We start from the raw sequence: 23818 nt of genomic DNA, 5'->3' as shown, positions 1-23818 counted from the left end.
AACGACCTCGCCGGCATGGTCGAGGTCCGGGTCTACCGGCCCGGACCATGCCGGAACCGGACACGAACCGGACACTCTGCCGGGTCTCCAAACCCAGAACGCACAAGAGTGACGATGACGAGCAGAGCCGCTGCGCGCCTCCCAAGCCCGATGAGCCGGACGCTTCGCGCCGCGTGCCTGTCGGCGCTCGCTCTCCTGGGCGCATCGGGCGGCGCGCGCGCGCAATTCGCCTTCGAGGAAGAGGTCCTTCCGCCTCGCGTCGTCGCTTGGCGCCTCGCAGATCGCGGGTTCAGCGGCCTGAGCCGCCCGCGCTTCGACGGGCGGGTCTACGTGGTGGACGCCGTCGGTCCCGCCGGCGCGCCCGTCCGGCTGTTCGTCGATCCCATGACGGGCGGGATCGTGGGCCGCCGGCCGATCGGTGCGCCCGAGACCGTCGCTCGGCTGGAGCGACCCGCACCGGGCTTCGGCTGGACCGAGGACGAGGTCGTGCCCCGCCGCGCGATGCGGCCGGTCCCGTCCGAGGACGGTCCGGTGGCGCGGCCCCAGCGCCGGCCGGGCACCGAGGCCCTGCGGCCCGAGGCCAATCCCGAAGGCGTGAATCCCGACAGCGTCGGCCGGACCGCTCCGCCCAACGCTCCGCCAAAGCGGGTCGCGCGCGGGGCGCTCGCCCGGACGCCGGAGCTGAAGCCGCCCCCCCGCACGTCTCCCGAGGCGCCGGCCCCCAAGCTCCCGCCGGCCGATACGGCCAAGGCGGATCCGAACGCCGGTCCCGCACCCGAGACCAAGGCGGCGGCGATCGAGAAGTCGCCGGCCCCGGTTCCCGCGGCGCGACCCGCCGCGCCGTCGAAGCCGGCCGACGCCGCCGTGGCCGAGACGGCCAAGCCGGCCGCGAAGGATTGGAAGGATCCGCCCACGGACAAGAAGCCGGTTCGGGTGATCGGCGGCGCGACCATCGTCCCGGGCCAGGCCGAGTAAATTCGGCGGACGGAACCGGCGCGTCACGCGCCGTCCGTCAGCCGCTCGGCTCCCGTGAACACCGTCACGGTGTCGGCCCGCGCGATGGCGCAGAGCGTCATGCCGTAGGACCGGGCCCGGTCGAGGGCCAGGGACGTCGGCGCCGAGATGGCGACGATCACGGCCGCGCCGAGCCGCGCGGCCTTCTCGACCATCTCGAACGAGCAGCGGCTGGTGATGACCAGGAAGCCCGAGTCCACGGGCGTCCCGGTTCGCATCAGGGTGCCGATCAGCTTGTCCAGAGCGTTGTGGCGGCCGACATCCTCGCGCACCGCCGCGAGGCCGCCGTCGAGGCGCGCCCAGGCCGCGGCGTGGACCGCGCGCGTCTCCGCGCCGAGGCGCTGGGCGCTGTCGAGATTCGACAGGGCGCGGGCGATGGCGGGCAGCCCGACCCGGACCTCGGAGTCCGCCCGCTTACCGGCCTGCGGTAGTTGCGCCAGGTCCTCGATGCCGCAGACCCCGCAGCCGGTGCGGCCGCTGATGGCGCGCTTGCGCGCCAGATGCTCGCGGAGCCGGCCCGGCGCGAGTTCGACGTGGAGGCGCAGACCGTCCGACGCCGTCTCCACCCGGGTCGCGCGGATCTCCTCCGCGCTGTCGACGATGCCCTCCGTCAGGCTGAAGCCGTAGGCGAAATCCTCGAGGTCGGCGGGCGTCGCCATCATCACGGCGTGCGGCACGCTGCCGTAGACGAGGTTGACCGGCGCCTCGACGGCCAGCGCCCGCGTGTCCGGCCTCGGCGCCGAGCCCGTATAGGTCATCACCTGCATCGGCGCCGGCACTGCGCAGGACAGAGGACCGGAGGTGGGGCTGCCGGTTTGGGTGGACATCTCGAACTCCGCAGGCGTGGCACGAACGCGTCGCGACGCTTCATCCCCGGCGCGACGCGACGGGGAACGATTTCGCTGGCCCCTAGTGCGCCGACGCCACGAGGCGCCGTCAACTGGCGGGAAAGCGCGCGATGCGACGCTTGTGCGGTTGCACGTGGCCGGCCCTTGTGGTCTGAAGCGCCGGTCGGATAATGCCGGGTGACACAACCGGTACTCCGTCACGTCGGTACAATCCCGCACGCGTTCAAGACGGGGAGGTCCGGCGGCAGCCAGACAGTTTCAGGGGAGCCACGAGAGGCAGATGCGGACGGTGCGGACGATCAACCGGTCACTCTGGAGCCTCGCCGCTCTCGGCGCCCTGCTCTTCCCGATATCCGGCGCGCAGGCCGCGGGCTTCGGTCAGCCCGTGCCGTGGGAGATGGACCGGCAGATTCCGGTCACCGAGAACGCGCGCGACATCCTGAACTTCGAGATCGGCCTGCACTGGCTGTCCCTCGCCATCTCGGTGTTCGTCCTCGGGCTCATCCTGTGGTGCGTCTACCGCTTCGGCGAGAAGCGGAACCCGACGCCGTCGCGCACCACGCACAACACCGCCATCGAGGTCGCCTGGACGATCGTGCCGGTGCTGATCCTGGTCGCCGTGGCGATCCCGTCCTTCCGCCTGCTGCGCACGCAGCTCTCGGATCCGAAGGCCGACATGATCGTCAAGGTCGTCGGCCACGCCTGGTACTGGTCCTACGAGTACCCGCAGACCGAGGCCGGCGGCGGCTTCACGTTCGATGCCAACATCGACGAGGACAAGCAGCCGCGCCTGCTGCAGACCGACAACGAGATGGTCGTTCCGGTCAACAAGATCGTGAAGATCCAGGTCACCGCCGCCGACGTGCTGCATTCCTGGGCAATGCCGGCCTTCGGCTTCAAGATCGACGCCGTCCCCGGCCGCCTGAACCAGATGTGGTTCAAGGCCGACAAGGAGGGCACCTTCCACGGTCAGTGCTCCGAGCTGTGCGGCCAGCGCCACGCCTACATGCCCATCGTGGTCCGCGTGGTCAGCGAGCAGGCCTACGCCGACTGGCTGAAGGAGGCGAAGACCAAGTACGCCCGCATCGACAACGGCACGAGCTTCGCCGAGGCCCGCTGAGCCCCGGCTGATCGAACAGACCCCATCAGATCCACAAGGCATTCGAATCCATGGCTACAGCCGCAGCCCATGCCGGGGCCCATGAGGTCCACGACCACAAGCCGTCGTTCTTCGCCCGCTGGTTCCTGTCGACGAACCACAAGGACATCGGCACCCTCTACCTGCTGTTCGCCTTCTGCGCCGGAATCATCGGCGCGTTCCTCTCCTTCGGCATCCGGATGGAGATGGAGGCGCCCGGCCTGCAGTATTTCTCGAACCCCGCGACCTACAACGTGTTCGTCACCGGTCACGGTCTCATCATGGTGTTCTTCATGGTGATGCCGGCGCTGATCGGGGGCTTCGGCAACTGGTTCGTGCCCCTCATGATCGGCGCGCCCGACATGGCGTTCCCGCGCATGAACAACATCTCGTTCTGGCTGACGGTGGCGGGCTTCTGCTCCCTGCTGTGCTCGCTGTTCGTCGAGGGCGCGCCCGGCGCGTCCGGCGCCGGCACCGGCTGGACCGTCTACCCGCCGCTCTCCACCGCCGGCCATCCCGGCCCGGCCGTCGACTTCGCGATCTTCGCGCTCCACCTGTCGGGCGCGGGCTCCATCCTCGGCGCGATCAACTTCATCACCACGATCCTGAACATGCGCGCGCCCGGCATGACGCTGCACAAGATGCCGCTCTTCGCCTGGGCCGAGCTGGTGACCGCGTTCCTGCTGCTGCTCTCGCTGCCGGTGCTCGCGGGCGCCATCACGATGCTGCTGACCGACCGCAACTTCGGCACGACCTTCTTCGACCCGGCCGGCGGCGGTGACCCGATCCTGTACCAGCACCTGTTCTGGTTCTTCGGTCACCCCGAAGTGTACATCATGATCCTGCCGGCCTTCGGCATCGTGTCGCACATCATCGCCACGTTCTCGCGCAAGCCCGTCTTCGGCTACCTCGCGATGGCCTACGCCATGGTGGCGATCGGCGTCGTCGGCTTCGTCGTGTGGGCGCACCACATGTACACGGTCGGCCTGTCGCTGCAGACGCAGTCCTACTTCGTGTTCGCTACGATGGTGATCGCGGTCCCGACCGGCGTGAAGATCTTCTCGTGGATCGCCACCATGTGGGGCGGCTCCATCCGCTTCACCGCCGCCATGCACTGGGCGGTGGGCTTCATCTTCCTGTTCACGGTCGGCGGCGTCACCGGCGTCGTGCTGGCCAACTCGGCGGTCGATAAGTACCTGCACGACACCTACTACGTGGTCGCGCACTTCCACTACGTGCTGTCCCTCGGGGCCGTGTTCATCATCTTCGCCGGTGTCTACTACTGGTTCCCGAAGATGACCGGTCACATCATCCCCGAATGGGCCGGCAAGCTGCACTTCTGGCTGGCCTTCATCGGCGCGAACGTCCTGTTCTTCCCGATGCACTTCCTGGGCCTCGCCGGCATGCCGCGCCGCTACGCCGACTACCCGGACGCGTTCGCCCAGTGGCACAAAGTGTCGACCTACGGCGGCCACATCTTCGCGCTCGGCATGTTCGTGTTCGTGATCGGCGTGATCCTCGCCTTCCGCTCGAAGGAGCGGGCCGCGGACAACCCGTGGGGCGAAGGCGCCACCACCCTCGAGTGGACGCTCTCCTCCCCGCCCCCGTTCCACCAGTTCGAGACGCTGCCCCGCATCGTCGACGAGCCCGGCGCGCACTGATAGACATCCCGCGAGGGCCGCGTCCGCGGCCCTCGCCCTTCCCCGGAGGCCGGTCGGCCGACCTCCCGGCAAGGGCGAGCGATGAGGGCGACCCGCACGGGCCGAGGGAGAAGTCCCGGGCCCCGCTCACGCCGATCCTTGGAACACGTCGATTTCGAGACACGACTCGGCCGTGACGCGCGCGGCCGGGCGCCGACACAGCAGCGGCAGACGCGATGACGAGCCTGACGAACACGATCGGACCGGACGTTCCGGCCCCGGCCCTCACGACCGCCGGCGGCGACGTTCCGGACTACTTCGCCCTGCTGAAGCCGCGGGTGATGGTCCTCGTGATCTTCACCGCACTGGTCGGAATGGTGGTCTCGCAGGGCCACGTGCAGCCGGCCATCGGCGCGATCTCGCTCCTCGCCATCGCGGTCGGCGCCGGTGCGTCCGGCTGCCTCAACATGTGGTGGGACGCCGACATCGACGCGGTCATGAGTCGGACCGCCACCCGGCCGATCCCGTCGGGCCGGATCACCTCCCAGGAGGCACTGGGCTTCGGACTGTTCCTCTCGGTCGCCTCCGTGGTGGTGCTCGGGCTCGCCGCCAATCTCCTGGCCGCCGCGCTCCTCGCCTTCACCATCGTGTTCTACGCGGTGGTCTACTCGATGTGGCTGAAGCGGGCGACCGCGCAGAACATCGTCATCGGCGGCGCCGCCGGAGCCCTGCCGCCGGTCATCGGGCAGGCGGTGGTGACCGGGTCGGTCGGCGTAGAGTCGCTGATCCTGTTCGCCATCATCTTCATCTGGACGCCGCCGCACTTCTGGGCGCTCGCCCTGATCAAGGCCGACGAGTACGCCCGCGCCGGCATCCCGATGATGCCGAACGTCGCCGGCCCCGCCTCCACCCGCCGCCAGATCGTCTGGTACTCGCTGCTGCTCGCACCCCTCGGCCTCGTGCCGGTGGCCCTGGGCTTCGGCGGCCTCGTCTACGCGGTGGTCGGCCTCGTGGGCGGCCTCGGTATGGTAGCGTTCAGCATCCGGGTACTGCGGAACCGCGAGGGGGATGCCGAGCGGCGCGCCGCCATGGGCATGTTCGGCTTCTCGATCCTCTACCTGTTCGCGCTGTTCTCGGCGCTCCTGGCCGAGCAGAGCTTCGGCCTGTTCCGTCCGGTCCTGGGTTGAGCGCCATGGCGGATCCCGAGATCCAGTACCGGCCGCTCACGCCCGAGCAGGAGGCGCGCCGCCGCAAGCGCTCGATCGCGATCGCGCTCGCCCTCGGAGCCTGGGTCCTGCTGTTCTTCGTGCTGACGATCGTCAAGCTCGGCCCTCAGATCCTGACCCGGCCGCTCTGAGGCGCCCCCGATGACAATTCCTCCATCAGGATCGAACCGGGCCGCCACGCGCACCGCCCTCGCCTGCGCGGGTCTCGCCGTGGGCATGATCGGCCTCGCCTTCGCGTCGGTGCCGCTCTACGACGCCTTCTGCAAGGCGACCGGCTACGACGGCACGCCCCGGCAGGGACCGGCCCTCTCGGCCTCCGCGGCGCGGACCGACGACAGCATGGTCGTCCATTTCGACACGAACGTCGCGCCTGGGCTGCCCTGGAAGTTCATCCCGGAAGTGCGCAGCGTCGAGGCGAAGCTCGGCGAGACGAAGACGGTCTTCTTCCGCGTGCAGAACACCGGCAGCGCGCCCTCGGCGGGTGTGGCGACCTTCAACGTCCAGCCGGGTCTGATGGGCGGCTACTTCGTCAAGATCGCGTGCTTCTGCTTCAACGAGCAGACGCTCCAGCCGGGCGAGACGCTGGACGTGCCGGTGGTGTTCTACGTCGATCCGGCCGTTCGGGACGACTCCAACACCGCGCATCTCTCGGAGATGACGCTGTCCTACACCTACTTCGCCTCCAAGAACGGTGAACCCGTGAAGGCGACGGTGGCGAAATCGTCTTCCTCGGGAACGAAGGGCGATTTCTGATCGCGGACCCGTGACAACACGGGGCCGCAGCGACTAAAGCTGCGAGCAAGCTTGGGTGTGGTGCGTGCCGCGCCCGGCCTAGGGCAAGCAACGAACAGCGTTAGGCCGGGAACGGTGCAGGGCGCGAGGGTGAGGAGCGACGGGACGATGGCCGAGGCGCACGCCAAGAATCACGACTACCACATCCTGAATCCGAGCCCGTGGCCGTTGATCGGGGCCTTCTCGGGCTTTCTCATGGCGTTCGGCGCCGTGTTCTGGATGAAGAGCCTCACGATCGGCACCCTGGCTCCCGGTCCCTACATCTTCGGGGCCGGCACGATCGGCGTCCTCTACACCATGTACTCGTGGTGGAAGGACGTCGCGCACGAGGCCAATTCCGGCGACCATACCCGCGTCGTCCAGCTTCACCACCGCTACGGCATGATGATGTTCATCGCCTCCGAGGTGATGTTCTTCGTCGCGTGGTTCTGGGCCTACTTCGAGGCCGCCCTCTACACCGCCGACCCGATCCAGGTCTCGCGCGTGGAGTTCACCGGCGGTGTCTGGCCGCCGAAGGGCATCGAGGCGTTCGATCCCTGGCACCTGCCGCTCCTGAACACGCTGATCCTGCTGACCTCGGGCACCACCGTCACCTGGGCGCACCACGCGCTGATCGAGGGCGACCGCAAGGGACTGAAGTACGGCCTGTGGCTGACGATCATCCTCGGCGTGCTCTTCACCGCCTGCCAGGCCTACGAGTACAGCCACGCCGAGTTCGGCTTCTCGGGTAGCATCTACTCGTCGACCTTCTTCATGGCGACGGGCTTCCACGGCGCCCACGTCATCATCGGCACGATCTTCCTGGCGGTGTGCCTGTTCCGCGTCTACGCGGGCCAGTTCACCCCGCGTCAGCACCTCGGCTTCGAGTTCGCCGCCTGGTACTGGCACTTCGTCGATGTCGTGTGGCTGTTCCTGTTCGCCGCCATCTACGTGTGGGGTTCGGGGGTCTTCCACGGCGGCGGCGCTCACTGAGCGGAACCATCCCGTCGCCGCATGGCGGATCTGCGAAGGGCGGCTCAGGCCGCCCTTCTGCGTTTCCGACGCCGCGCGAACCCCGTATCGACGAGAGCGGCCCGCGCCCGGGTCGATGGGGTCCCGCACGGAACAGGTCTGGAGTGTGCTCGTGAACAACCGAACCTACTCGCCGCCTCCGCCGATCCCGACCGGCCTGCGCGGCCGGTGCCCGCGCTGCGGTGAGGGTCACCTGTTCAAAGGGTTCCTGAGCCTGCGCCCCTCCTGCGAGGCGTGCGGGCTCGACTACGCGCATTTCGACTCCGCGGACGGGCCGGCGTTCTTCGTCATGTCGATCGTCGGCCTGATCGTGGTCGGTCTCGCCCTCTGGCTGGAGATCACCTACGAGCCGCCGATCTGGGTCCACGCCCTGGTGGCCCTGACCCTCTCGGTCGGGCTCAGCCTGATCCTGGTGCGGCCCCTCAAGGGCCTGCTGATCGCCCTGCAGTTCAGCAACCGGGCGGAGCAAGGGCGCTTCGAGTCGTGACCGCGAGCGGACCGCACCGCGCTGGCTGGCGCGACCTGGTCGCGCCGGGGCTCGCCTCGCTGGTTGCCCTGGCCATCCTGCTCGGTCTCGGGACGTGGCAGCTCGAGCGCAGGGCCTGGAAGGAGGATCTCATCGCCCGGATCGTGCGCCAGAGCCGCGCGGAGCCGGTGGCGCCTCCGGCCGCGGATGTCTGGGATCCGGCGCGCGACGAGTTCCGGCATGTCCGGGTCAACGGTCAGTTCCTCAACGACCGGGAGACCCTGGTCCACGGACTGGCGCCGGGCGAGACGCCGGGCCGCGCCCTCCAGGGCTTCTACGTGCTCACGCCATTCCGCCGGGAGGACGGCGGCGTCGTGCTGGTCAACCGGGGCTTCGTCCCCACGGAGTTGAAGGCGCAGGGCGACCGCCGGGACGGCTTGATCGACGGGCCGACGACGGTCACCGGCATTCTCCGCGCCAGCGAGCCCCGCGCGATGTTCGTGCCGGAGCCGGATCTCGCCCGCGGGGAGTGGTTCAACCGGGACATCGCCGGCATCGCGGCGGCGCGCGGCCTCGGGACGGTCGAGCCCTACCTGATCGAGGCCGACGCCGTTCCCGGGCAGACGACGTGGCCGCGCGGCGGCCAGCTCCGGGTCGACCTGCCGAACAACCACCTGCAATACGCATTCACGTGGTTCGGCCTCGCCGCCTGCCTGATCGGCGTGTTCTCGGTCTTCGCGTGGCGCCGCCTGCACGATTCGCCCGCGGCCCGCGCCGCCTAGGACAAAGCCGCGCGCGCAGGATCTCGGCGAAGAAGAGTCTCGCCGAGATCGGCTCAAAAACGGCAACCCGTTCCTTTGACCGACGGCCATCGCCCCGGAATACTTTCGGTGTTCTTGAGCGATCGGTCGCGTTCTGCATAGTGTATTCAGTTCGCGGCGATCATCCGAAGACGACACGGCGCCGGACCGCCGTGCAACTGAGGTAACGCCGGATGACCAGCCATCTCGCCGACGCGGCGGCGCGCGAGCCGATCCGCTTCGCCTACTGGGTGCCCAACGTCTCCGGGGGGCTTGTCATCAGCAAGATCCCCCAGCGCACGAGCTGGGACGCCGAGTACAATCGGAAGCTAGCGCAGATCGCCGAGGAGGCAGGGTTCGATTACGGGCTGACGCAGATCCGGTTCACCGCGGGCTACGGCGCCGAGTACCAGCACGAATCGGTCGCCTTCAGCCACGCCCTGCTGGCCGCGACCACCAAGCTCAAGGTGATTGCCGCGCTCCTGCCCGGTCCCTGGCATCCGACCCTCGCCGCCAAGCAGATCGCCACGATCTCGCAGCTCACCGAAGGCCGCATCGCGGTGAACATCGTCTCCGGCTGGTTCTCGGGCGAGTTCCGGGCGATCGGCGAGCCCTGGCTCGACCACGACGAGCGCTACCGCCGGTCGGAGGAGTTCATACGGAGCCTGCGCGGGATCTGGACGCAGGACAGCTTCACCTTCCGCGGCGACTTCTACCGCTACAGCGACTACACGCTGAAGCCGAAGCCGGCCCAGCCGCTGCCCGAGATCTTTCAGGGCGGCTCGTCGCGCGCCGCGCGCGACATGGCGACCCGCGTGTCGGACTGGTACTTCACGAATGGCGGCACGCCGGAGACGATCCGCGCGCAGGTGGACGATATCCGCGCCAAGTCGGCCGAGACCGGCAATCATCCCCGGATCGGCGTCAACGCCTTCGTCATCGCCCGCGACACCGAGGAGGAGGCCCGCGCCGTCCTTCAGGAGATCATCGACAACGCCGACCCGGACGCCGTGAAGGCCTTCGGTCACGAGGTCAAGAATGCCGGCAAGGCCTCGCCGGAAGGGGAAGGCAACTGGGCCAAGTCGAGCTTCGAGGATCTCGTTCAGTACAACGACGGCTTCAAGACCAACCTGATCGGCACGCCAGACCAGATCGCCGAGCGGATCCTGGCGCTCAAGGATGCCGGAGCGGACCTCGCCCTGCTGGCCTTCCTGCATTTCCAGGAGGACGTCGCGTATTTCGGCGCGCACGTGATCCCGCGGGTCCGCGCCCTCGAGGCCGCCCGCGACCGGCGCGCCGAGGCCGCCTGAGCGCCGCCCGCCGAACCGTATCCCGACTGATCGGAGTGAGCCATGAACATCGCCGTCGATGCGCGCACGCTCGAGCCGGAGCACCGCCCGGGCGCTCCCGGCCCCGCGCGGCCGCCCTCACCCGCCTACGTGATCCGTGACGACGCCGAGGCGCTGGCCGTGGCCCACGGGCTCGCGGCCGAGTTCCGGGCCGGCGCGTCGGAGCGGGACCGCCACGCCGTGCGGCCGCTCAAGGAGCTCGACGCCTTCTCGCAGAGCGGCCTCTGGTCGATCAACGTGCCGCGCGCCTATGGCGGCCCCGAGGTCTCCTACCGGACCCTCGCGCAGGTCATCGCCATCGTGGCGGCCGCCGATCCCGCCATCGCGCAGATCGCCCAGAACCATCTCGGCATCCTGGCGGCGATCCGGACGGTGTCGGACGAGGCGCAGAAGCACCTGCTGTTCGGCGAGGTCCTGCGCGGAACGCGGTTCGGCAACGCCTTCTCGGAGCGCGGCACCAAGCGGGCGGCCGATTTCGACACGCGCTTCACCGATCACGGCGACCACGTCGTGGTGCGGGGCCGGAAGTTCTACGCCACCGGCGCCCTCCTCGCGCACCTGGTCCCGATCGTCGCCCTCGATGCCGAGGGACGCGCTTGGTACGCCATCGCCGAGCGGGACGCGCCCGGACTCACGGTGATCGACGACTGGTCGAGCTTCGGCCAGCGCGGCACGGCGAGCGGGACCGTGCTGATCGACGACGTGCGCGTGCCCAAGACCCATCTGGTGCCCGCCTGGAAGGGCTACGCGGCGCCGACCGCCGACGGCGCCGTGTTCCAGATCATCCAGGCCGCGGTCGATGCCGGGATCGGCCGCGAGGCCCTCGACGACACCATCGGCTTCGTCCGCGAGAAGGCCCGCCCCTGGATCGACAGCGGGCTGGAGCGGGCGTCCGACGATCCCTACACGATCCAGGCGGTCGGCGACCTGACCATCCGGCAGCACGCCGCCGAGGCGCTGCTCGACCGGGCCGGTCTCGCCCTCGACGCGGCCGTCGCGCGGCCGGACGCCGAGACGGTCGCGGCGGCCCAGATCGCGGTCGCCGAGGCGAAGGTGCTGACCACCGAGGTTGCCCTGGCGGCGTCGAACAAGCTGTTCGAGCTGTCGGGGACCCGCTCAACTCTGGCCGCCGAGAATCTCGACCGTCACTGGCGGAACGCGCGCACGCACACGCTGCACGATCCCGTCCGCTGGAAATACGCGGTCGTCGGCAACCACGCCCTCAATGGCGTGAACCCGCCGCTCCACGCCTGGAGCTGACCGGCGCCTACAGCACCGGCAATCCCCGCGCCTTGGCCTCCTCGCCGGGCTCGACGTGGATGGTCACCACCGCCCCGGGGATCGTCGTCTCCAGGGCGGATTCCAGCCGGTCGCAGATCGCGTGCGAATCCTCGACGGTCATCGCGCCGGGGACGACGAGGTGGAAGTCGATGAAGGTCGCCTGACCGGCGGAGCGCGTGCGCACGTCGTGCGCCTCCAGCGCGCCCTCGCCGTGCTGGGAGATGAGCGACCGGATCTGGCTCACCATCTCGGCCGGGGCGGCCCTGTCCATGAGGCCGTCCACCGACTCCCGGACCATGCGGAAGCCGGACCACAGGATGTTCATGGCGACCAGCCCGGCCACCACGGGGTCGAGGACCGGGTAGCCCGTCACCACCACGGCGCCGACGCCGGCCAGGACGCCGCAGGACGTGATTACGTCGGCGAAAACGTGGCGCGCGTCGGCGATCAGGGCCGGCGACCGCCACCGCCTTCCCCAGCGCATCAGTGCCGCCGCCCAGACCGCGTTGACGATCCCGGCCGCGAAGTTGATCGCGAGGCCGACCGCGGGCGCGTCGAGGGGCTTCGGGGCGAGCAGCCCGAAATAGGATTCGCGCAGGATCAGCAGCGCCGCCACCACGATCAGCGCGCCCTCGATCACCGCCGAGAAGAACTCGGCCTTGTGGTGACCGTAGGGATGGTCCTCGTCGGCCGGGCGCGCCGCCACCCGCAGGGCCACGAAGGCGCCCACCGCGGCGACCACGTTGATGATGCTCTCCAGCGCGTCGGAGTACAGGGCGAGGCTGCCGGTGAGCCACGCCGCGTAGAACTTCATCGCCGTGACGGCGAGGCCGATGCCCGCGCTGAAGAGGGCGGCTTTCTGGGTGCGGTCCATGGTTCGCGCCGTTGGGGTGACGCCGCGCCCATACGGCACCGGCCGCGGCCAAGGCCACGGCAAAGGTTCGACGCCGCCGAAAACGTGTTAGCCGCGGCTAAGTCTCCGACGCGCCGCCGTTGTCGCGGGCGGCCTCGCGCCGCCGGCTCGGCTCCGCCTTGGCGCGCGCGGCCTCCGCCTTGCGCAGGTAGCGACGGCGCTGCCAGGCGAAGCGCGCGCCGGCGGCGAGGGTCTCCAGCCGGGCGGCCTCGCGCTCCCAGTACCCGAGGAGCTGCCCGTCGAGGGTAACCCGCCGGGGGCGACCGCGGGGCGTCACGCGTCGCTCCCCCGCTGCGCCGGCGGCTCGCCCGTCTCGGCCACGACCAGGGCGTCCGGATCACCGCGGAAGCTGCCGACGCCGGTGTTCGGCACCGGGATTCCAGGGCTGCCGAAGGGCTGGCTCGGGTAGGCCGATTCGAACTTCGCGCGGGCGGTCTCCGGATCCTCGGCCTTCAGCACGATCTCGGACGTGCCGGGGAGCGGCCAGCGGGGATCGGCGGCGTCACGGGGGCGAACGGCGTACCAGGGCATGGATCGGGAGCCTCGCGTCTCGGTGACGCTGGAAACGGACGCGCTCCCCGGCGGTTCCGCGGTTGAAACCGCGTGCCGTTCGGTGCAGGCAGCCGGCGATGCGCGTGGACCTCTTCGATTTCGATCTGCCGGAGACCAGCATCGCCCTCCGCCCGGCCGAGCCGCGCGACGCCGGGCGGATGCTCGTGGTCCGACCCGGCGCGCCGCTGGCCGACCGGACCGTGCGCGACCTGCCCCAGGCCCTCCGGGCCGGCGACGCCCTGGTCTTCAACGACACGCGGGTGATCCCGGCCCGGCTGAACGGCGTGCGCACACGGCCCGGCGCCCCCGGCCAGCGCACCGAGGTGATGCTCCACCTGCGCGAGGCTCCCGACCGCTGGCGCGCCTTCGCGCGTCCGGCCAAGCGGCTCGCGGCGGGCGACGCGCTGCGCTTCGGCGATCTGGCGGCAACCGTTCTCGAGAAGGCCGAGGCCGGGGAGATCGTCCTCGCCTTCGACCGGGCCGGGCCCGACCTCGACGCGGCCATCGCCGCGGAGGGTGCCCTGCCGCTGCCCCCCTACATCGCGGGCAAGCGCGCCACGGATGACCGCGACGCCACCGATTACCAGACGGTCTACGCCCGCAATCCGGGGGCGGTCGCGGCTCCCACGGCCGGCCTGCACTTCTCCGACGCGCTGCTGGCCGATCTCGACGCCGCCGGTCTGCGGCGCCACCACGTCACGCTGCATGTCGGCGCCGGGACCTTCCTGCCGGTCAAGGCCGAGGATACCGAGGCCCACCGCATGCACGCGGAGATCGGCATCCTCGACGCCGCCACGGCCGAGGCCCTGAACGCCGCGCGGGCCGCGGGCGGCCGGATCGTCGCGGTCGGGACCACGGCGCTGCGGCTGCTGGAGAGCGCGGCCCGACCGGACGGCACGCTCGCGCCCTTCTCGGGACCCACCGAGATCTTCATCACGCCGGGCTACCGGTTCCGCGCGGTCGACGCCCTCGTGACCAATTTCCACCTGCCGCGCTCGACGCTGTTCATGCTGGTCTCGGCGTTCTCAGGTCTCGCGACGATGCGCGCGGCCTACGCGCACGCGATCGCCGCCGGGTACCGGTTCTACTCCTACGGCGACGCCAGCCTGCTCTACCCAGGCCCGGGCGCGGACACCCCATGACCGACAGCGCACACTTCCGCTTCGACCTGCTGGCCCGGGACGGCACCGCCCGCACCGGCGTGATCGGGACGCCGCGCGGCGAGATCCGGACCCCGGCCTTCATGCCGGTGGGCACGGCCGCGACCGTCAAGGCCATGTACCCCGGCCAGGTCCGCGATCTCGGCGCCGACGTGGTCCTGGGCAACACCTACCACCTGATGCTGCGGCCCGGCCCCGAGCGTATGGCCCGGCTCGGCGGCCTTCACCGCTTCATGAACTGGGACCGGCCGATCCTGACCGATTCCGGCGGCTTCCAGGTGATGTCGCTCTCCGCCCTGCGGAAGATCGACGAGCAGGGCGTGACCTTCCGCTCGCACATCGACGGCACCGCGCATCACATGAGCCCGGAGCGCTCCATCGAGATCCAGGGTCTGCTCGGCTCCGACATCCAGATGCAGCTCGACGAGTGCGTCCGCCTGCCGGCGGATCACGGGGCCATCGAGAAGGCCATGCACCTGTCGCTGCGCTGGGCCGAGCGCTGCCGCGTCGCGTTCGGCGAGCAGCCGGGACGGGCCCTGTTCGGCATCGTCCAGGGCGGCGACGTGCCGGCCCTGCGCGTCGAGAGCGCCCGCGCGCTGACGGATCTCGATCTCAAGGGCTACGCGGTGGGCGGCCTCGCCGTCGGCGAGCCGCAGGCGGTCATGTTCGCCATGATCGAGACGGTCGAGCCGCACCTGCCCGCCGGCAAGCCCCGCTACCTGATGGGCGTCGGCACGCCGGACGACATCCTCGGCGCGGTCGCCCGCGGCATCGACATGTTCGACTGCGTGATGCCGACCCGCGCCGGCCGGCACGGCCTCGCCTACACGCGCCACGGACGGGTCAACCTGCGCAACGCCCGCCACGCCGAGGACACCGCGCCGCTCGACGAGACCTCGACCTGTCCGGCCGCGCGGGACTATTCCCGTGCCTACCTGCATCACCTCGTGCGCTCGAACGAGATCCTCGGGATGATGCTGCTGACCTGGAACAACCTCGCCTACTACCAAGACCTGATGGCCGGCGCGCGCGCGGCGATCCGGGACGGCCGCTACGCGGAGTACTGCGCAGAGACCCGCGCCGGCTGGGCGAGCGCCGAGCGCGCCGCCGCCTGACCGGGCGTCACGGGTGCGCGAGCACCCGGTAGATTCCATCCGGATCGTCGCGGCCGGTGGCGACGGCGCGCGCGAGATCCGAGACGACGCGCGCCGCCACGGGCAGGCGGTAATGCAGCGCGTCCCAATAATTCGCGTCCCGGGTCGTCAGCGGCGAGATCCGGCGAAAATCCACCACGACCGCGCCCCGGCGCTTCCCGATCGCCGCGGCGCGCGCCTTGCAGGCTTCCTCGCGACGGCCCGCCGCCGATCCCGGTGAACCCTGCGCCCCCGCATGCACCGGCATGAAGGCCACGATCTTCAGGGCCTCGGCGGGCACGCGACCGAGGAGATCGTCCAGGCGGTCGAGGGCCGGCATCGGCAGCTCGGGGGCGTCCGCCGCCGCCGAGTCCACTCGGCCTGCGCGGATATGGGCCTGGGCACGTGCGAGGTCGTAGCGCGCCTCGGGCGGCGTGAAGACCGCGTAGCCGTCTCCGCGAATCCGCGCCCGCGTCAGCCCGAGATCGGCGAGTCCGGCCCGGACGGCCGTCGTGACCGAGCGCAGGCTGACCTGACGCAGGACATCGCCGGGCACGCGGTCCGCGTAGAGCCAGTCAGGAAAGGCATGGGCGGTCCGGGCCGGCGGATCGGCGGCGCACCACGGGGCATCGAGGCCGAACAGGACCGCGCGGATCGGCCGGCGGGCCAGGAACAGCGCGGCGAGCCGACCCTGCTCGTCGGGCGTCGCGGCATTCACCGCCAGATTGGCGAACCGGACACCGAAGGCCGCGTCGAGAGCCTGCGGGTCGAGCAGTCGCGCCGTCGAGGTGCCGAAGACCGCCGCGTCGAACGGCCCCCCGCGGGCGATCTGCGGATAGGAGAGCCGCTGATTGGCATCCATGATCGGCCCCGGCGCATGACCGGGCGCGGCCCGCAGTCCGTAGGGATCGACCGCGGCCACGAAGCCGATCAGCGCCATGCCCATGAGGGTGACGCAGACGAGGAAGCTGCGCGCGAAGCCGGCCCATCCAGCGGGTCGCCGGCCGGCTTGGCTGTGAGAGGGCGGATCCATCGGGCGGCTACATACGCCGTTCGACGGGCCCCGTCGCGGGCATCGCGTGCCCGGCCGCACCGTGGAGGCGGCGGTCGCGCCGACCTGACCCATCCCGCCGGTCGACCGTTCGATACGGGCGGATCGACAAAGCGCGTGAACCGATCGGCCGCCGCCCGTATAGACGGACGAAGGCGTTGCCCGGCACGAGTGGGCGGCGTGGGGAGGCGGCATGACGTTCACGGCACACAACATCCGCCTCGCGGACGGGTCCGAGACCTTGCCCGAGGCGGGCTGGCTGATCGCCGACAGCCCCTGGACCCAGGCGGCCCTGCGCTCGCTCCGGCTGTTCTACGGGCACAGGCTGGCCGGCCGGTCGATCGTCGATCTGGGCTGCCTCGAGGGCGGCTACACGCTCGAATTCGCCCGCGCCGGGATGCGCGCCACCGGTGTCGAGGTGCGCCGCTCCAATTTCGAGAACTGCCTGCGGGTCAAGGATGGGGCCGGCGTCCCCGACCTCGCCTTCGTCAACGACGACGTGTGGAACCTAGAGGCCCACGGCCCCTTCGATGCCGCCTTCTGCTGCGGACTGCTCTACCATCTCGACAGGCCGGCCGCCTTCATCCGCCTCATGGCCGAATGCGTGCGCGACGTGATCATCCTGCACACGCATTTCGCGACCGACACGAACGAGGCCCTGTTCCAGCTCTCGCCGCCCGCCGAGAATGAAGGTCTGCCGGGTCGCTGGATGCACGAGCACGATCTCGACGACACGAGCCAGCTCGAGGCGCACAAATGGACCTCGTGGAGCAACAAGCGCTCTTTCTGGCCCACCAAGCCGGCCCTGATTCAGCTTCTGAAGGAGTGCGGCTTCGACATGGTCTACGAGCAGTACGACATGCTGGGACGCGACATCCGTGGCTCGATGGAGAGCGGCTACTACCACCAGCAGGGCCGGAGCATGTTCGTGGCCATGCGGACCTGAGCGGCAGCCGGGGGACATAAATTTAGAATTCACCATCTCCAAAGACTTGTACTGATGAGTTCAGTACGCATGTGATCCGCAATGTCCGCTTAATTCCTGCGGCGGATAAATGGCGACATCGGCCTTATTTCGCAAAGTCCCGCCGCCATGTTCGCGACGAGCCTCGCCCTGTGGGTGATAGCCATCCTGCTTCTGCTCGCTTGGTTGCATCTGCAGGAGCGGGTCACCGAGCGGTGTCGCCGCGCGATCCGACCGCAGATCGAGCGCCTGATCATCGAGAACCGGTGGATGGAGCACCACGCGCGCGGAGCGGCCGCGTTCGAGGCGCTCTGGGACCGGGAACTCGTCAGGCTGCACCGCGCCCATCTCTCGCGCCCGCTCCGCGCCGTCGTCCGGTTCCACGGCTTCAGGCGTCTGGTCAGCGCGGAATTCGCGTCGATCCTGCCGGCCGAGGTCGCGTCCTGGACCTTCCTCGACCGCGTGAGCGCCTCGCAGGCGCATTTCGAGGCGCTGATGCTGCGGTGCCTGAAGGCGGCCGGCTGGCGCCTGGATTACCAGGATCAGGACCACTTCGTGCTCCTCCGGGCCCGAACGCGCGTCGTCGTTTGCCTGCATTGGGCGGACCGCGACGTCGCGTGTCTCCCGATCTCGGACGTCGCGGCGGCGGCGGAGCGCGCCGGGTCGACCACGGCGTGCGTGATGACCAATGGCCGGTTCAGCGGCGCGGCGCGCGCCATGGCGGAGGAGCAGAACGTCCTGGCGCTGCACTGCTCGCAGATCGACCTGCTGCTGCCCCGGGACAAGTCGACGGTCGCGCCCCGCACGGCCCGCGGAACCGGTTTCCGGCTCGCCGCCTGACCGCGCTCGGACCCCGCGTCGTGCGACGAGGGCCCATGAGAACGACGACATCCCGCACGGCCGCGCGCCGGGTCCATTCCTCGACGCGCCTCCCTCTGTCCCGCCGATGAACTGACCGGCGCGCACGCTTTCGTGAGGGACAGGCGCGATGCTCCTCTACGCATCGAGCGACCTGAGCCTCGCCCGCCGGTCCGCCGTTGCGGGCATCGTCTTCCGCGATCGGACTAACGCTCGCTTCACCATCTCGGCCGGACGCTGAGGCCGAATCGTGGTTCGAGCCGTTGTGGCGCATGGATCAGTCCGCAGCCCTCAGAACGGACCACCCCGCGACCGAACAGGACGCTCTCGCCGAGTTGCCGGCGGGCGATTTCGTCAGGCGATGGCGGCAGATCACCGGCGAGCCGCCGGCCATTCTCCTGAGTTCACGGTCCGAGATGATCGCGCTGCTCGTGGAGAGCGTGCCCATGGCGCCCCTGATCCCGCAGGGCGAGAGCCCCGGCAAGGCGGGGTCCGGGGAGACTCCGTCCCAGGATCGCGGCTCGGACGGGCCAGACGGGGCGGCCTCAGGATCCTCCGCGCGCAGTGATCAGCGGGGTGCAAGACAGGGACCGGCCTGATGCGGAGCCGGGATGGCGCGACGGCTTCGGTCCGGTCGAGGTGGCCGCATTCGCGAGAGTCTGGGAATACGCGGACGCCGACCAGCGAAGCCACGCGTCATCCGTCAACGAGGTCCCTTGCGAAGGGTGACCGTCCGTTCTCGCTGAAATTGAGATCGCGGGAATTTTGGTCGGAGTGGCAGGATTTGAACCTGCGACCCCCACGTCCCGAACGTGGTGCGCTACCAGACTGCGCTACACTCCGAAGGCCGTCCCGCGTGTCCGCCGGGGCCGGCGAGCGGGTGTATAGCCGCGCCTTTCCCGCACCGCAAGCGCGCTGTTGCGCCTTTTCAGCCCAGATGATCGGGCCAGTCGTCCGGAAGACGGTGGCAGGTGATCTCCGCCTCCGCGGATCGGGACGCAACCGTGGCGACGTGATCGCGCCCGCAATCGACCTCGGCCAGGCTCCACGGACCGTCCAGGTTCCAGGACGCGTCGCCGGCGGCCCGGAGAAGGCGCGGCGCTTCGGGCGGAACGCTGACGCTGAACCGGTCGAGGGGCAGCGACAGGCCGCTGCCCAAAGCCTTCACCACCGCCTCCTTGCGGGTCCACAGCCCGAAGAAGCGCCGCTCGACCGCGCTTCGCGGGGCCCCGGCCAGGGCCGTCACCTCGTCGGCGGCGAAATGGGCCGCCGCGATCCGGAGCGCGTCCGCGATCGGCCGCACGGCCTCGACATCGACGCCGATCGCCGCGCCGCGGGTGAGCCCGATCAGCGCGCGCCCCCCGGAATGGGAGAGGTTGAAGTCGGCGGCGCCCCGTGCCGGGCCCGCGAGCTCCGGCTTGCCGCCGGCTCCGGCGGCGAACTCGACGTCGGCCGGCGCGAGACCGAGCGCGTCGCCGAGGACCAGCCGCAGCGCGGCGTGGCTGGCGCGGAACCGGGCGCGATCCGCCGGGCGCAGGAAACGGTCAGCCCGCGCGCGCTCCGCGGCGTCGAGGACGGCATCGCACCGGTCGACCTGGCTCGGAGACAGGACGAGGTCGACGATCCAGACCTGCACCGCGCTCACGCGACACCTCGCGAGGCGGGAGCTGGGGCGCTAGCGTCGGGAGAGCGAAACGGCACGGGCGACGATCCGATGGGGCAGGAATGAGCAGCATCGGATCGCGGCCCGTCTCCTGCAAGAAGCGCCGCGCGCGGTGACGCGGTCCAGCGCGGATCTCCGCGTCGGCCTCCTGGGTAGACCGAGCCTCGGCCAGCGGTCCGTCCGCTACGGCGTCTTCTTCGCCACCTACCTCTACCAGGGCCTCGTCGCGGGTTTCTCGCTGACGGCGCTCGCCAACCACCTCGCGGCCAGGGGCGTCCCGGCAACCGAGGTCGGGCTGCACTTCGCCCTGGCCGGCCTGCCCTGGACGCTGCAGCCGCCGCTGTGGGGGCCCTGGGTGGACCGGGCCGGGGACACGCGGATGGGACGGCGCCGGCCCTTCGCGGTCGCCGCGCTGGTCGGATGCCACGCGACGCTGGCGCTGCTCCTCGTCGCCGGGGGCGACGCCGTCGGCGCGCTCGGCTTGGTCTTCCTCGTCCACAGCCTGTTCGCCTCGCTCCTCGATACCGCCTGCGACCGGATGATCATGGACCACGTCCCCACCCGGGAACTCGGCCGGGTCAGCGCCTGCACCCGCGCGGGCTTCGTGGCCGGAACGAGCCTCAGCGCCGCCGTCTTCGGATGGACGCTCGCGAATTGGGGTTTCGCCGCGAGCGCCCGCTGGCTGCTCGTCGCCGCGATCGTCGCGAGCCTGCCGATGCTGCTGGTCCGCAAGGCGCCGGCCGATCCGCTCTGGTCCCTGGAGCGCCGGGGACCGGCGCCGCGGCGCCTGCCGTTCCGCCGCTTCCTGCGCCGCACCGTGATCGCGCTGCGCCGCCCGCGCGCCCTGCGGCTGCTCGCCCTGTGCTTCGGCCTCGACGCGGCCCTTGGCCTGTTCGAGCTGCCCTTCTCGATCGACCTCCTCCAGCGTCAGGGCTGGGAGGCTGCCGGCCTGTCGCGCCTCCAGGCTTTCCTGACCCTGGTGAGCGGCACGGCCGGCGCCGTCGCGGTGGGACTCTGGTCGGACCGCGCGGGCGCGGCGTCGCCGCTGCGCGCCCTGCTGCTGGGCAGTGCCCTCACCTTCGTGCTGGCCGGGATCATGATCGGCGCCGGCCTCGTCGGGGCCGCGGCGCCGGCGATCCTGGCGCTCACCAGCGTGCTGCCCGGCCTGCTGATCGTCGCCCTGATGCCGGCCCTGCTCGCGGCGAGCCGGGGCCGCCCGGGCGCGGCCACGCAGTTCGAGGTCTATATGGCGGCCATGAACCTCGGCTCGGTCGCCGGGACGGCGGTCGCGGGCTGGCTGGCCCCGCTCCTGCCGCTGCAAGCAATCGCCGCCCTCGTCGCCGCGACGTTCTTCGCGGCCTTCCGGATGGCGGGGCGCGGCGATCTGCTCGGCGCCCGCCGGTGAGGGAATCGGGGATCGCGCGCCGCGGCCGACTCCCCGCCGGCCGCCGATGCGTTAGAACCCCGGCATGGCCGCCACGAAATCCGAACCGCTCGATCTCGACCTCAGCGCCGAGGAAGCGCGCGCCGAGTACGCGCGGCTGTCGGACGCGCTCCTGGAGGCCGACCGCCTCTACTACCAAGAGGACGCGCCCGAGATATCGGACGCCGAGTACGACCGGCTGCGCCGCCGCCTGGAGGACATCGAGGCCCGCTTCCCCGATCTCGCCGGCACGGGCGCCGCCAGCACGTCGGTCGGCGCCAAGCCCTCGGAGAAGTTCGCCAAGGTGCGGCACGCCGTGCCGATGCTCTCGCTGGGCAACGCCTTCGACGACGCGGAGGTGGCCGAGTTCGTCGCGCGCGTGCGCCGCTTCCTCGGCTGGCCGGACGACGCCCCCCTCGCCTTCACGGCAGAGCCGAAGATCGATGGCCTGTCCCTGTCCCTGCGCTACGTGAACGGCCGGCTCGACACCGCCGCCACCCGCGGCGACGGCGAGGTGGGCGAGAACGTCACGGCCAACGCCCGCACGGTGCAGGACATCCCGGCGGTGCTCGCGGGGTCCGGCTGGCCGGAGATCTGCGAGGTGCGCGGGGAGGTCTACCTGTCCCACGCCGACTTCGCCGCCATCAACGCCCGGCAGGAGGCGGCCGGCAAGCCGCTCTTCGCCAACCCGCGCAACGCCGCCGCCGGCAGCCTGCGCCAGCTCGATCCCGCGATCACCGCGTCCCGGCCGCTGCGATTCTTCGCCTATGCCTGGGGCGAGCTGTCGGCGCCGATCGCCGACACGCAGACCGGCGTGCTGGAGCACTTCGCGGCCTGGGGCCTGCCGGTGAACCCGCGGACCCAGACCTTCACCGACACGGAAGCGATGCTCGCCCATTACCGCGGCATCGAGGCCGACCGGGCCGGGCTCGGCTACGACATCGACGGCGTCGTCTACAAGGTCGACGACCTCGCGCTCCAGAAGCGGCTGGGCTTCGTCTCGCGCTCGCCCCGCTGGGCGCTCGCCCACAAATTCGCCGCGCAGGAAGCCACCACGGTCGTCGAGGACATCGTCATCAATGTCGGCCGCACAGGCTCGCTGAACCCGCTCGCCAAGCTCCGTCCCGTGACGGTCGGCGGCGTCGTCGTGTCGAACGCCACCCTGCACAACGAGGGCTACGTGAAGGGCGTCGGCGCCGACGGCGAGCCGATCCGCGACGGCCGCGACATCCGCGTCGGCGACACGGTCACGGTGGTCCGGGCCGGCGACGTCATCCCGAAGGTCATGGATGTCGACCTCACGAAGCGCCCGGCCGACTCGCGGCCCTACGCCTTCCCGGAGACCTGCCCGGCCTGCGGCAGCCGCGCCGTCCGCGCCGTCAACCCCCGCACCGGCCGGCCCGACGCGGTGCGCCGCTGCACCGGCGGGCTGATCTGCCCGGCGCAGGGCGTCGAGCGGATGAAGCACTTCGTGTCGCGCAACGGTTTCGACCTCGAGGGCTTCGGCGAGACCTATATCGAGGTCCTGTTCGAGGCCGGGCTCGTGCGCCAGCCCGCCGACCTGTTCCGCCTCGACTTCGAGGAACTCAAAGCCGCCATCGTGGCGCGGCGCGAGGCGCTCTCGGCCGAGCGGCGCGCGGATTCGGGGACGGCCGAGCCGCCGAAGAAGGCCGCCAAGAAGAAGGGCGACGACGAAGACAAGGCGATCCGGAACCTGCTCGCCGCCGTCGAGGCGCGGCGCGCCGTGCCGATGAACCGCCTGCTCTTCGCCCTCGGCATCCCGCAGATCGGCGAGGCGACCGCCAAGGCGCTGGCGAAGCGCTTCGCCGACATGCCGACGCTGATCGCGGCGATCCGCGAGGCCGCGGCGGCGCAGCCTGGTCCCGACTGGGTCGAGCTCACCGCGGTGCCGCGCGTCGGGGGCACGACCCGGGACCGGCTCCTCGATCTCGGCTTCCCGGAGGACGACGCGGCGCCGGCCAAGGAGCGGGCGCGCCTGAGCGCCGTCCAGCGCGAGAACCTCCTCGCCCATTACGGCGACGTCGACGCGGTGCGCGCGGCGATCGCGCGGGCTGCGGCGCAGCGTCCCGGCGACGCCTACCGGGTCTTCGCCGACGACGGCGAGATCGGCCCGGTGGCGACCGACGCGCTACTCCTGTTCTTCGCCGAGCCGCACAATGCCGACGCCGTCGCGGCCCTGCTCGACGCGGTGGCGGTGCAGCCGATGGAGCGGGCCGCCGCGGCCTCAGCGTTCGCGGGAAAGACCGTGGTCTTCACCGGCACCCTGGAGAAGATGACCCGCAACGAGGCCAAGGCGGTGGCCGAGCGCCTGGGCGCGAAGGTCTCGGGCTCGGTCTCGGCCAAGACCGACCTGGTGGTGGCCGGCCCCGGTGCGGGCTCGAAACTGAAGGACGCGGAGAAGCACGGCGTCCGGGTCGTCTCGGAGGACGACTGGCTGGCGATGGTGGCGCAGGGTTGAAGCCCGAGTCCGGGCGGCCTAGACCTCTCGGGGAACACCCCGAGAACTTCCACCCGG

23 protein-coding genes and 1 tRNA gene are annotated in these 23818 nt (G+C 70.8%); 17 read left to right on the top strand and 7 right to left on the bottom strand.

What is annotated here, in order from left to right:
* Positions 1-150: 150 nt before the first annotated feature.
* The gene (locus ACQKQD_RS04130; protein ID WP_427507565.1) at positions 151-975 is read left to right on the top strand and encodes a hypothetical protein; all 825 of its coding nucleotides are present in this window, start codon (positions 151-153) and stop codon (positions 973-975) included.
* A 23-nt stretch (positions 976-998) separates the two neighbouring features.
* On the opposite strand, the gene fdhD is transcribed toward ACQKQD_RS04130, so the two are convergent.
* Positions 999-1772 (bottom strand): formate dehydrogenase accessory sulfurtransferase FdhD, encoded by a 774-nt coding sequence (gene fdhD, locus ACQKQD_RS04125; RefSeq protein WP_244540015.1) that lies wholly within the window; start codon positions 1770-1772, stop codon positions 999-1001.
* Between the two features lie 370 nt (positions 1773-2142).
* Between fdhD and coxB the strand changes: the two genes are divergently transcribed.
* From coxB to ACQKQD_RS04075, 10 genes are all read left to right on the top strand, one after another.
* Positions 2143-2982, top strand: coding sequence for a cytochrome c oxidase subunit II (gene coxB / locus ACQKQD_RS04120; RefSeq protein ID WP_056522032.1), 840 nt, complete (start codon positions 2143-2145; stop codon positions 2980-2982).
* 50 nt (positions 2983-3032) lie between these two features.
* The gene (ctaD, locus tag ACQKQD_RS04115) at positions 3033-4661 is read left to right on the top strand and encodes a cytochrome c oxidase subunit I (protein ID WP_020091411.1); all 1629 of its coding nucleotides are present in this window, start codon (positions 3033-3035) and stop codon (positions 4659-4661) included.
* Positions 4662-4876: 215 nt separating this feature from the next.
* The gene (locus tag ACQKQD_RS04110) at positions 4877-5827 is read left to right on the top strand and encodes a heme o synthase (RefSeq protein ID WP_020091410.1); all 951 of its coding nucleotides are present in this window, start codon (positions 4877-4879) and stop codon (positions 5825-5827) included.
* Positions 5828-5832: 5 nt separating this feature from the next.
* On the top strand, positions 5833-5997 hold the full coding sequence (locus tag ACQKQD_RS04105) for a hypothetical protein (RefSeq protein ID WP_020091409.1): 165 nt from the start codon (positions 5833-5835) through the stop codon (positions 5995-5997).
* Positions 5998-6007: 10 nt separating this feature from the next.
* Positions 6008-6619, top strand: a complete 612-nt coding sequence (locus ACQKQD_RS04100) for a cytochrome c oxidase assembly protein (protein ID WP_427507564.1) — start codon at positions 6008-6010, stop codon at positions 6617-6619.
* Positions 6620-6766: 147 nt separating this feature from the next.
* Entirely contained in the window at positions 6767-7630 is an 864-nt protein-coding gene (locus ACQKQD_RS04095) for a cytochrome c oxidase subunit 3 (protein ID WP_427507563.1), read from the top strand.
* A 115-nt stretch (positions 7631-7745) separates the two neighbouring features.
* Positions 7746-8156 (top strand): DUF983 domain-containing protein, encoded by a 411-nt coding sequence (locus ACQKQD_RS04090; RefSeq protein ID WP_427507562.1) that lies wholly within the window; start codon positions 7746-7748, stop codon positions 8154-8156.
* The gene (locus ACQKQD_RS04085; protein WP_427507561.1) at positions 8153-8917 is read left to right on the top strand and encodes an SURF1 family protein; all 765 of its coding nucleotides are present in this window, start codon (positions 8153-8155) and stop codon (positions 8915-8917) included. The genes ACQKQD_RS04090 and ACQKQD_RS04085 overlap by 4 nt, the downstream gene beginning before the upstream one ends.
* Before the next feature lie 212 nt (positions 8918-9129).
* Positions 9130-10245, top strand: a complete 1116-nt coding sequence (sfnG, locus tag ACQKQD_RS04080) for a dimethylsulfone monooxygenase SfnG (RefSeq protein ID WP_427507560.1) — start codon at positions 9130-9132, stop codon at positions 10243-10245.
* A 42-nt stretch (positions 10246-10287) separates the two neighbouring features.
* Positions 10288-11544, top strand: a complete 1257-nt coding sequence (locus ACQKQD_RS04075; RefSeq protein WP_427507559.1) for an SfnB family sulfur acquisition oxidoreductase — start codon at positions 10288-10290, stop codon at positions 11542-11544.
* Positions 11545-11551: 7 nt separating this feature from the next.
* Here ACQKQD_RS04075 and ACQKQD_RS04070 read toward each other — a convergent pair whose 3' ends face one another.
* From ACQKQD_RS04070 to ACQKQD_RS04060, 3 genes are all read right to left on the bottom strand, one after another.
* Complete coding sequence (locus tag ACQKQD_RS04070; RefSeq protein WP_427507558.1) at positions 11552-12439, bottom strand: cation diffusion facilitator family transporter; 888 nt, start codon at positions 12437-12439, stop codon at positions 11552-11554.
* Positions 12440-12536: 97 nt separating this feature from the next.
* Positions 12537-12755 carry a hypothetical protein gene (locus tag ACQKQD_RS04065; RefSeq protein WP_091924294.1) on the bottom strand — a complete coding sequence of 73 codons (219 nt, stop codon included), beginning with the start codon at positions 12753-12755 and terminating at the stop codon, positions 12537-12539.
* Positions 12752-13009, bottom strand: a complete 258-nt coding sequence (locus tag ACQKQD_RS04060; protein WP_427507557.1) for a hypothetical protein — start codon at positions 13007-13009, stop codon at positions 12752-12754. The genes ACQKQD_RS04065 and ACQKQD_RS04060 overlap by 4 nt, the downstream gene beginning before the upstream one ends.
* Before the next feature lie 98 nt (positions 13010-13107).
* On the opposite strand from ACQKQD_RS04060, the gene queA reads away from it, so the two are divergent.
* Both queA and tgt read left to right on the top strand, forming a co-directional pair.
* Entirely contained in the window at positions 13108-14172 is a 1065-nt protein-coding gene (gene queA / locus ACQKQD_RS04055; RefSeq protein WP_427507556.1) for a tRNA preQ1(34) S-adenosylmethionine ribosyltransferase-isomerase QueA, read from the top strand.
* Complete coding sequence (gene tgt, locus ACQKQD_RS04050; protein ID WP_427507555.1) at positions 14169-15305, top strand: tRNA guanosine(34) transglycosylase Tgt; 1137 nt, start codon at positions 14169-14171, stop codon at positions 15303-15305. The genes queA and tgt overlap by 4 nt, the downstream gene beginning before the upstream one ends.
* A 7-nt stretch (positions 15306-15312) precedes the next feature.
* Here tgt and ACQKQD_RS04045 read toward each other — a convergent pair whose 3' ends face one another.
* Positions 15313-16356, bottom strand: coding sequence for a hypothetical protein (locus ACQKQD_RS04045; RefSeq protein WP_427507554.1), 1044 nt, complete (start codon positions 16354-16356; stop codon positions 15313-15315).
* Positions 16357-16567: 211 nt separating this feature from the next.
* Between ACQKQD_RS04045 and ACQKQD_RS04040 the strand changes: the two genes are divergently transcribed.
* Together ACQKQD_RS04040 and ACQKQD_RS04035 are read left to right on the top strand one after the other, a co-directional pair.
* A complete protein-coding gene (locus ACQKQD_RS04040) occupies positions 16568-17320 on the top strand; it encodes a class I SAM-dependent methyltransferase (RefSeq protein WP_100250882.1) in 753 nt (250 codons plus the stop codon).
* A 147-nt stretch (positions 17321-17467) separates the two neighbouring features.
* Complete coding sequence (locus tag ACQKQD_RS04035; protein WP_427507553.1) at positions 17468-18178, top strand: restriction endonuclease; 711 nt, start codon at positions 17468-17470, stop codon at positions 18176-18178.
* Between the two features lie 784 nt (positions 18179-18962).
* On the opposite strand, the gene ACQKQD_RS04030 is transcribed toward ACQKQD_RS04035, so the two are convergent.
* Positions 18963-19039, bottom strand: a tRNA-Pro gene (locus tag ACQKQD_RS04030).
* A gap of 85 nt (positions 19040-19124) precedes the next feature.
* Positions 19125-19841, bottom strand: a complete 717-nt coding sequence (locus ACQKQD_RS04025) for a 4'-phosphopantetheinyl transferase family protein (RefSeq protein WP_427507552.1) — start codon at positions 19839-19841, stop codon at positions 19125-19127.
* Between the two features lie 130 nt (positions 19842-19971).
* On the opposite strand from ACQKQD_RS04025, the gene ACQKQD_RS04020 reads away from it, so the two are divergent.
* Both ACQKQD_RS04020 and ligA read left to right on the top strand, forming a co-directional pair.
* Entirely contained in the window at positions 19972-21264 is a 1293-nt protein-coding gene (locus ACQKQD_RS04020) for an MFS transporter (protein WP_427507551.1), read from the top strand.
* A gap of 64 nt (positions 21265-21328) precedes the next feature.
* Positions 21329-23761, top strand: a complete 2433-nt coding sequence (gene ligA, locus ACQKQD_RS04015; RefSeq protein ID WP_427507550.1) for an NAD-dependent DNA ligase LigA — start codon at positions 21329-21331, stop codon at positions 23759-23761.
* Positions 23762-23818 lie beyond the last annotated feature (57 nt).

The sequence above is a fragment of the Methylobacterium sp. NPDC080182 genome, from assembly GCF_050281105.1.
Taxonomy (GTDB): domain Bacteria; phylum Pseudomonadota; class Alphaproteobacteria; order Rhizobiales; family Beijerinckiaceae; genus Methylobacterium.
This window is presented reverse-complemented; position numbering and strand designations above follow the sequence as displayed.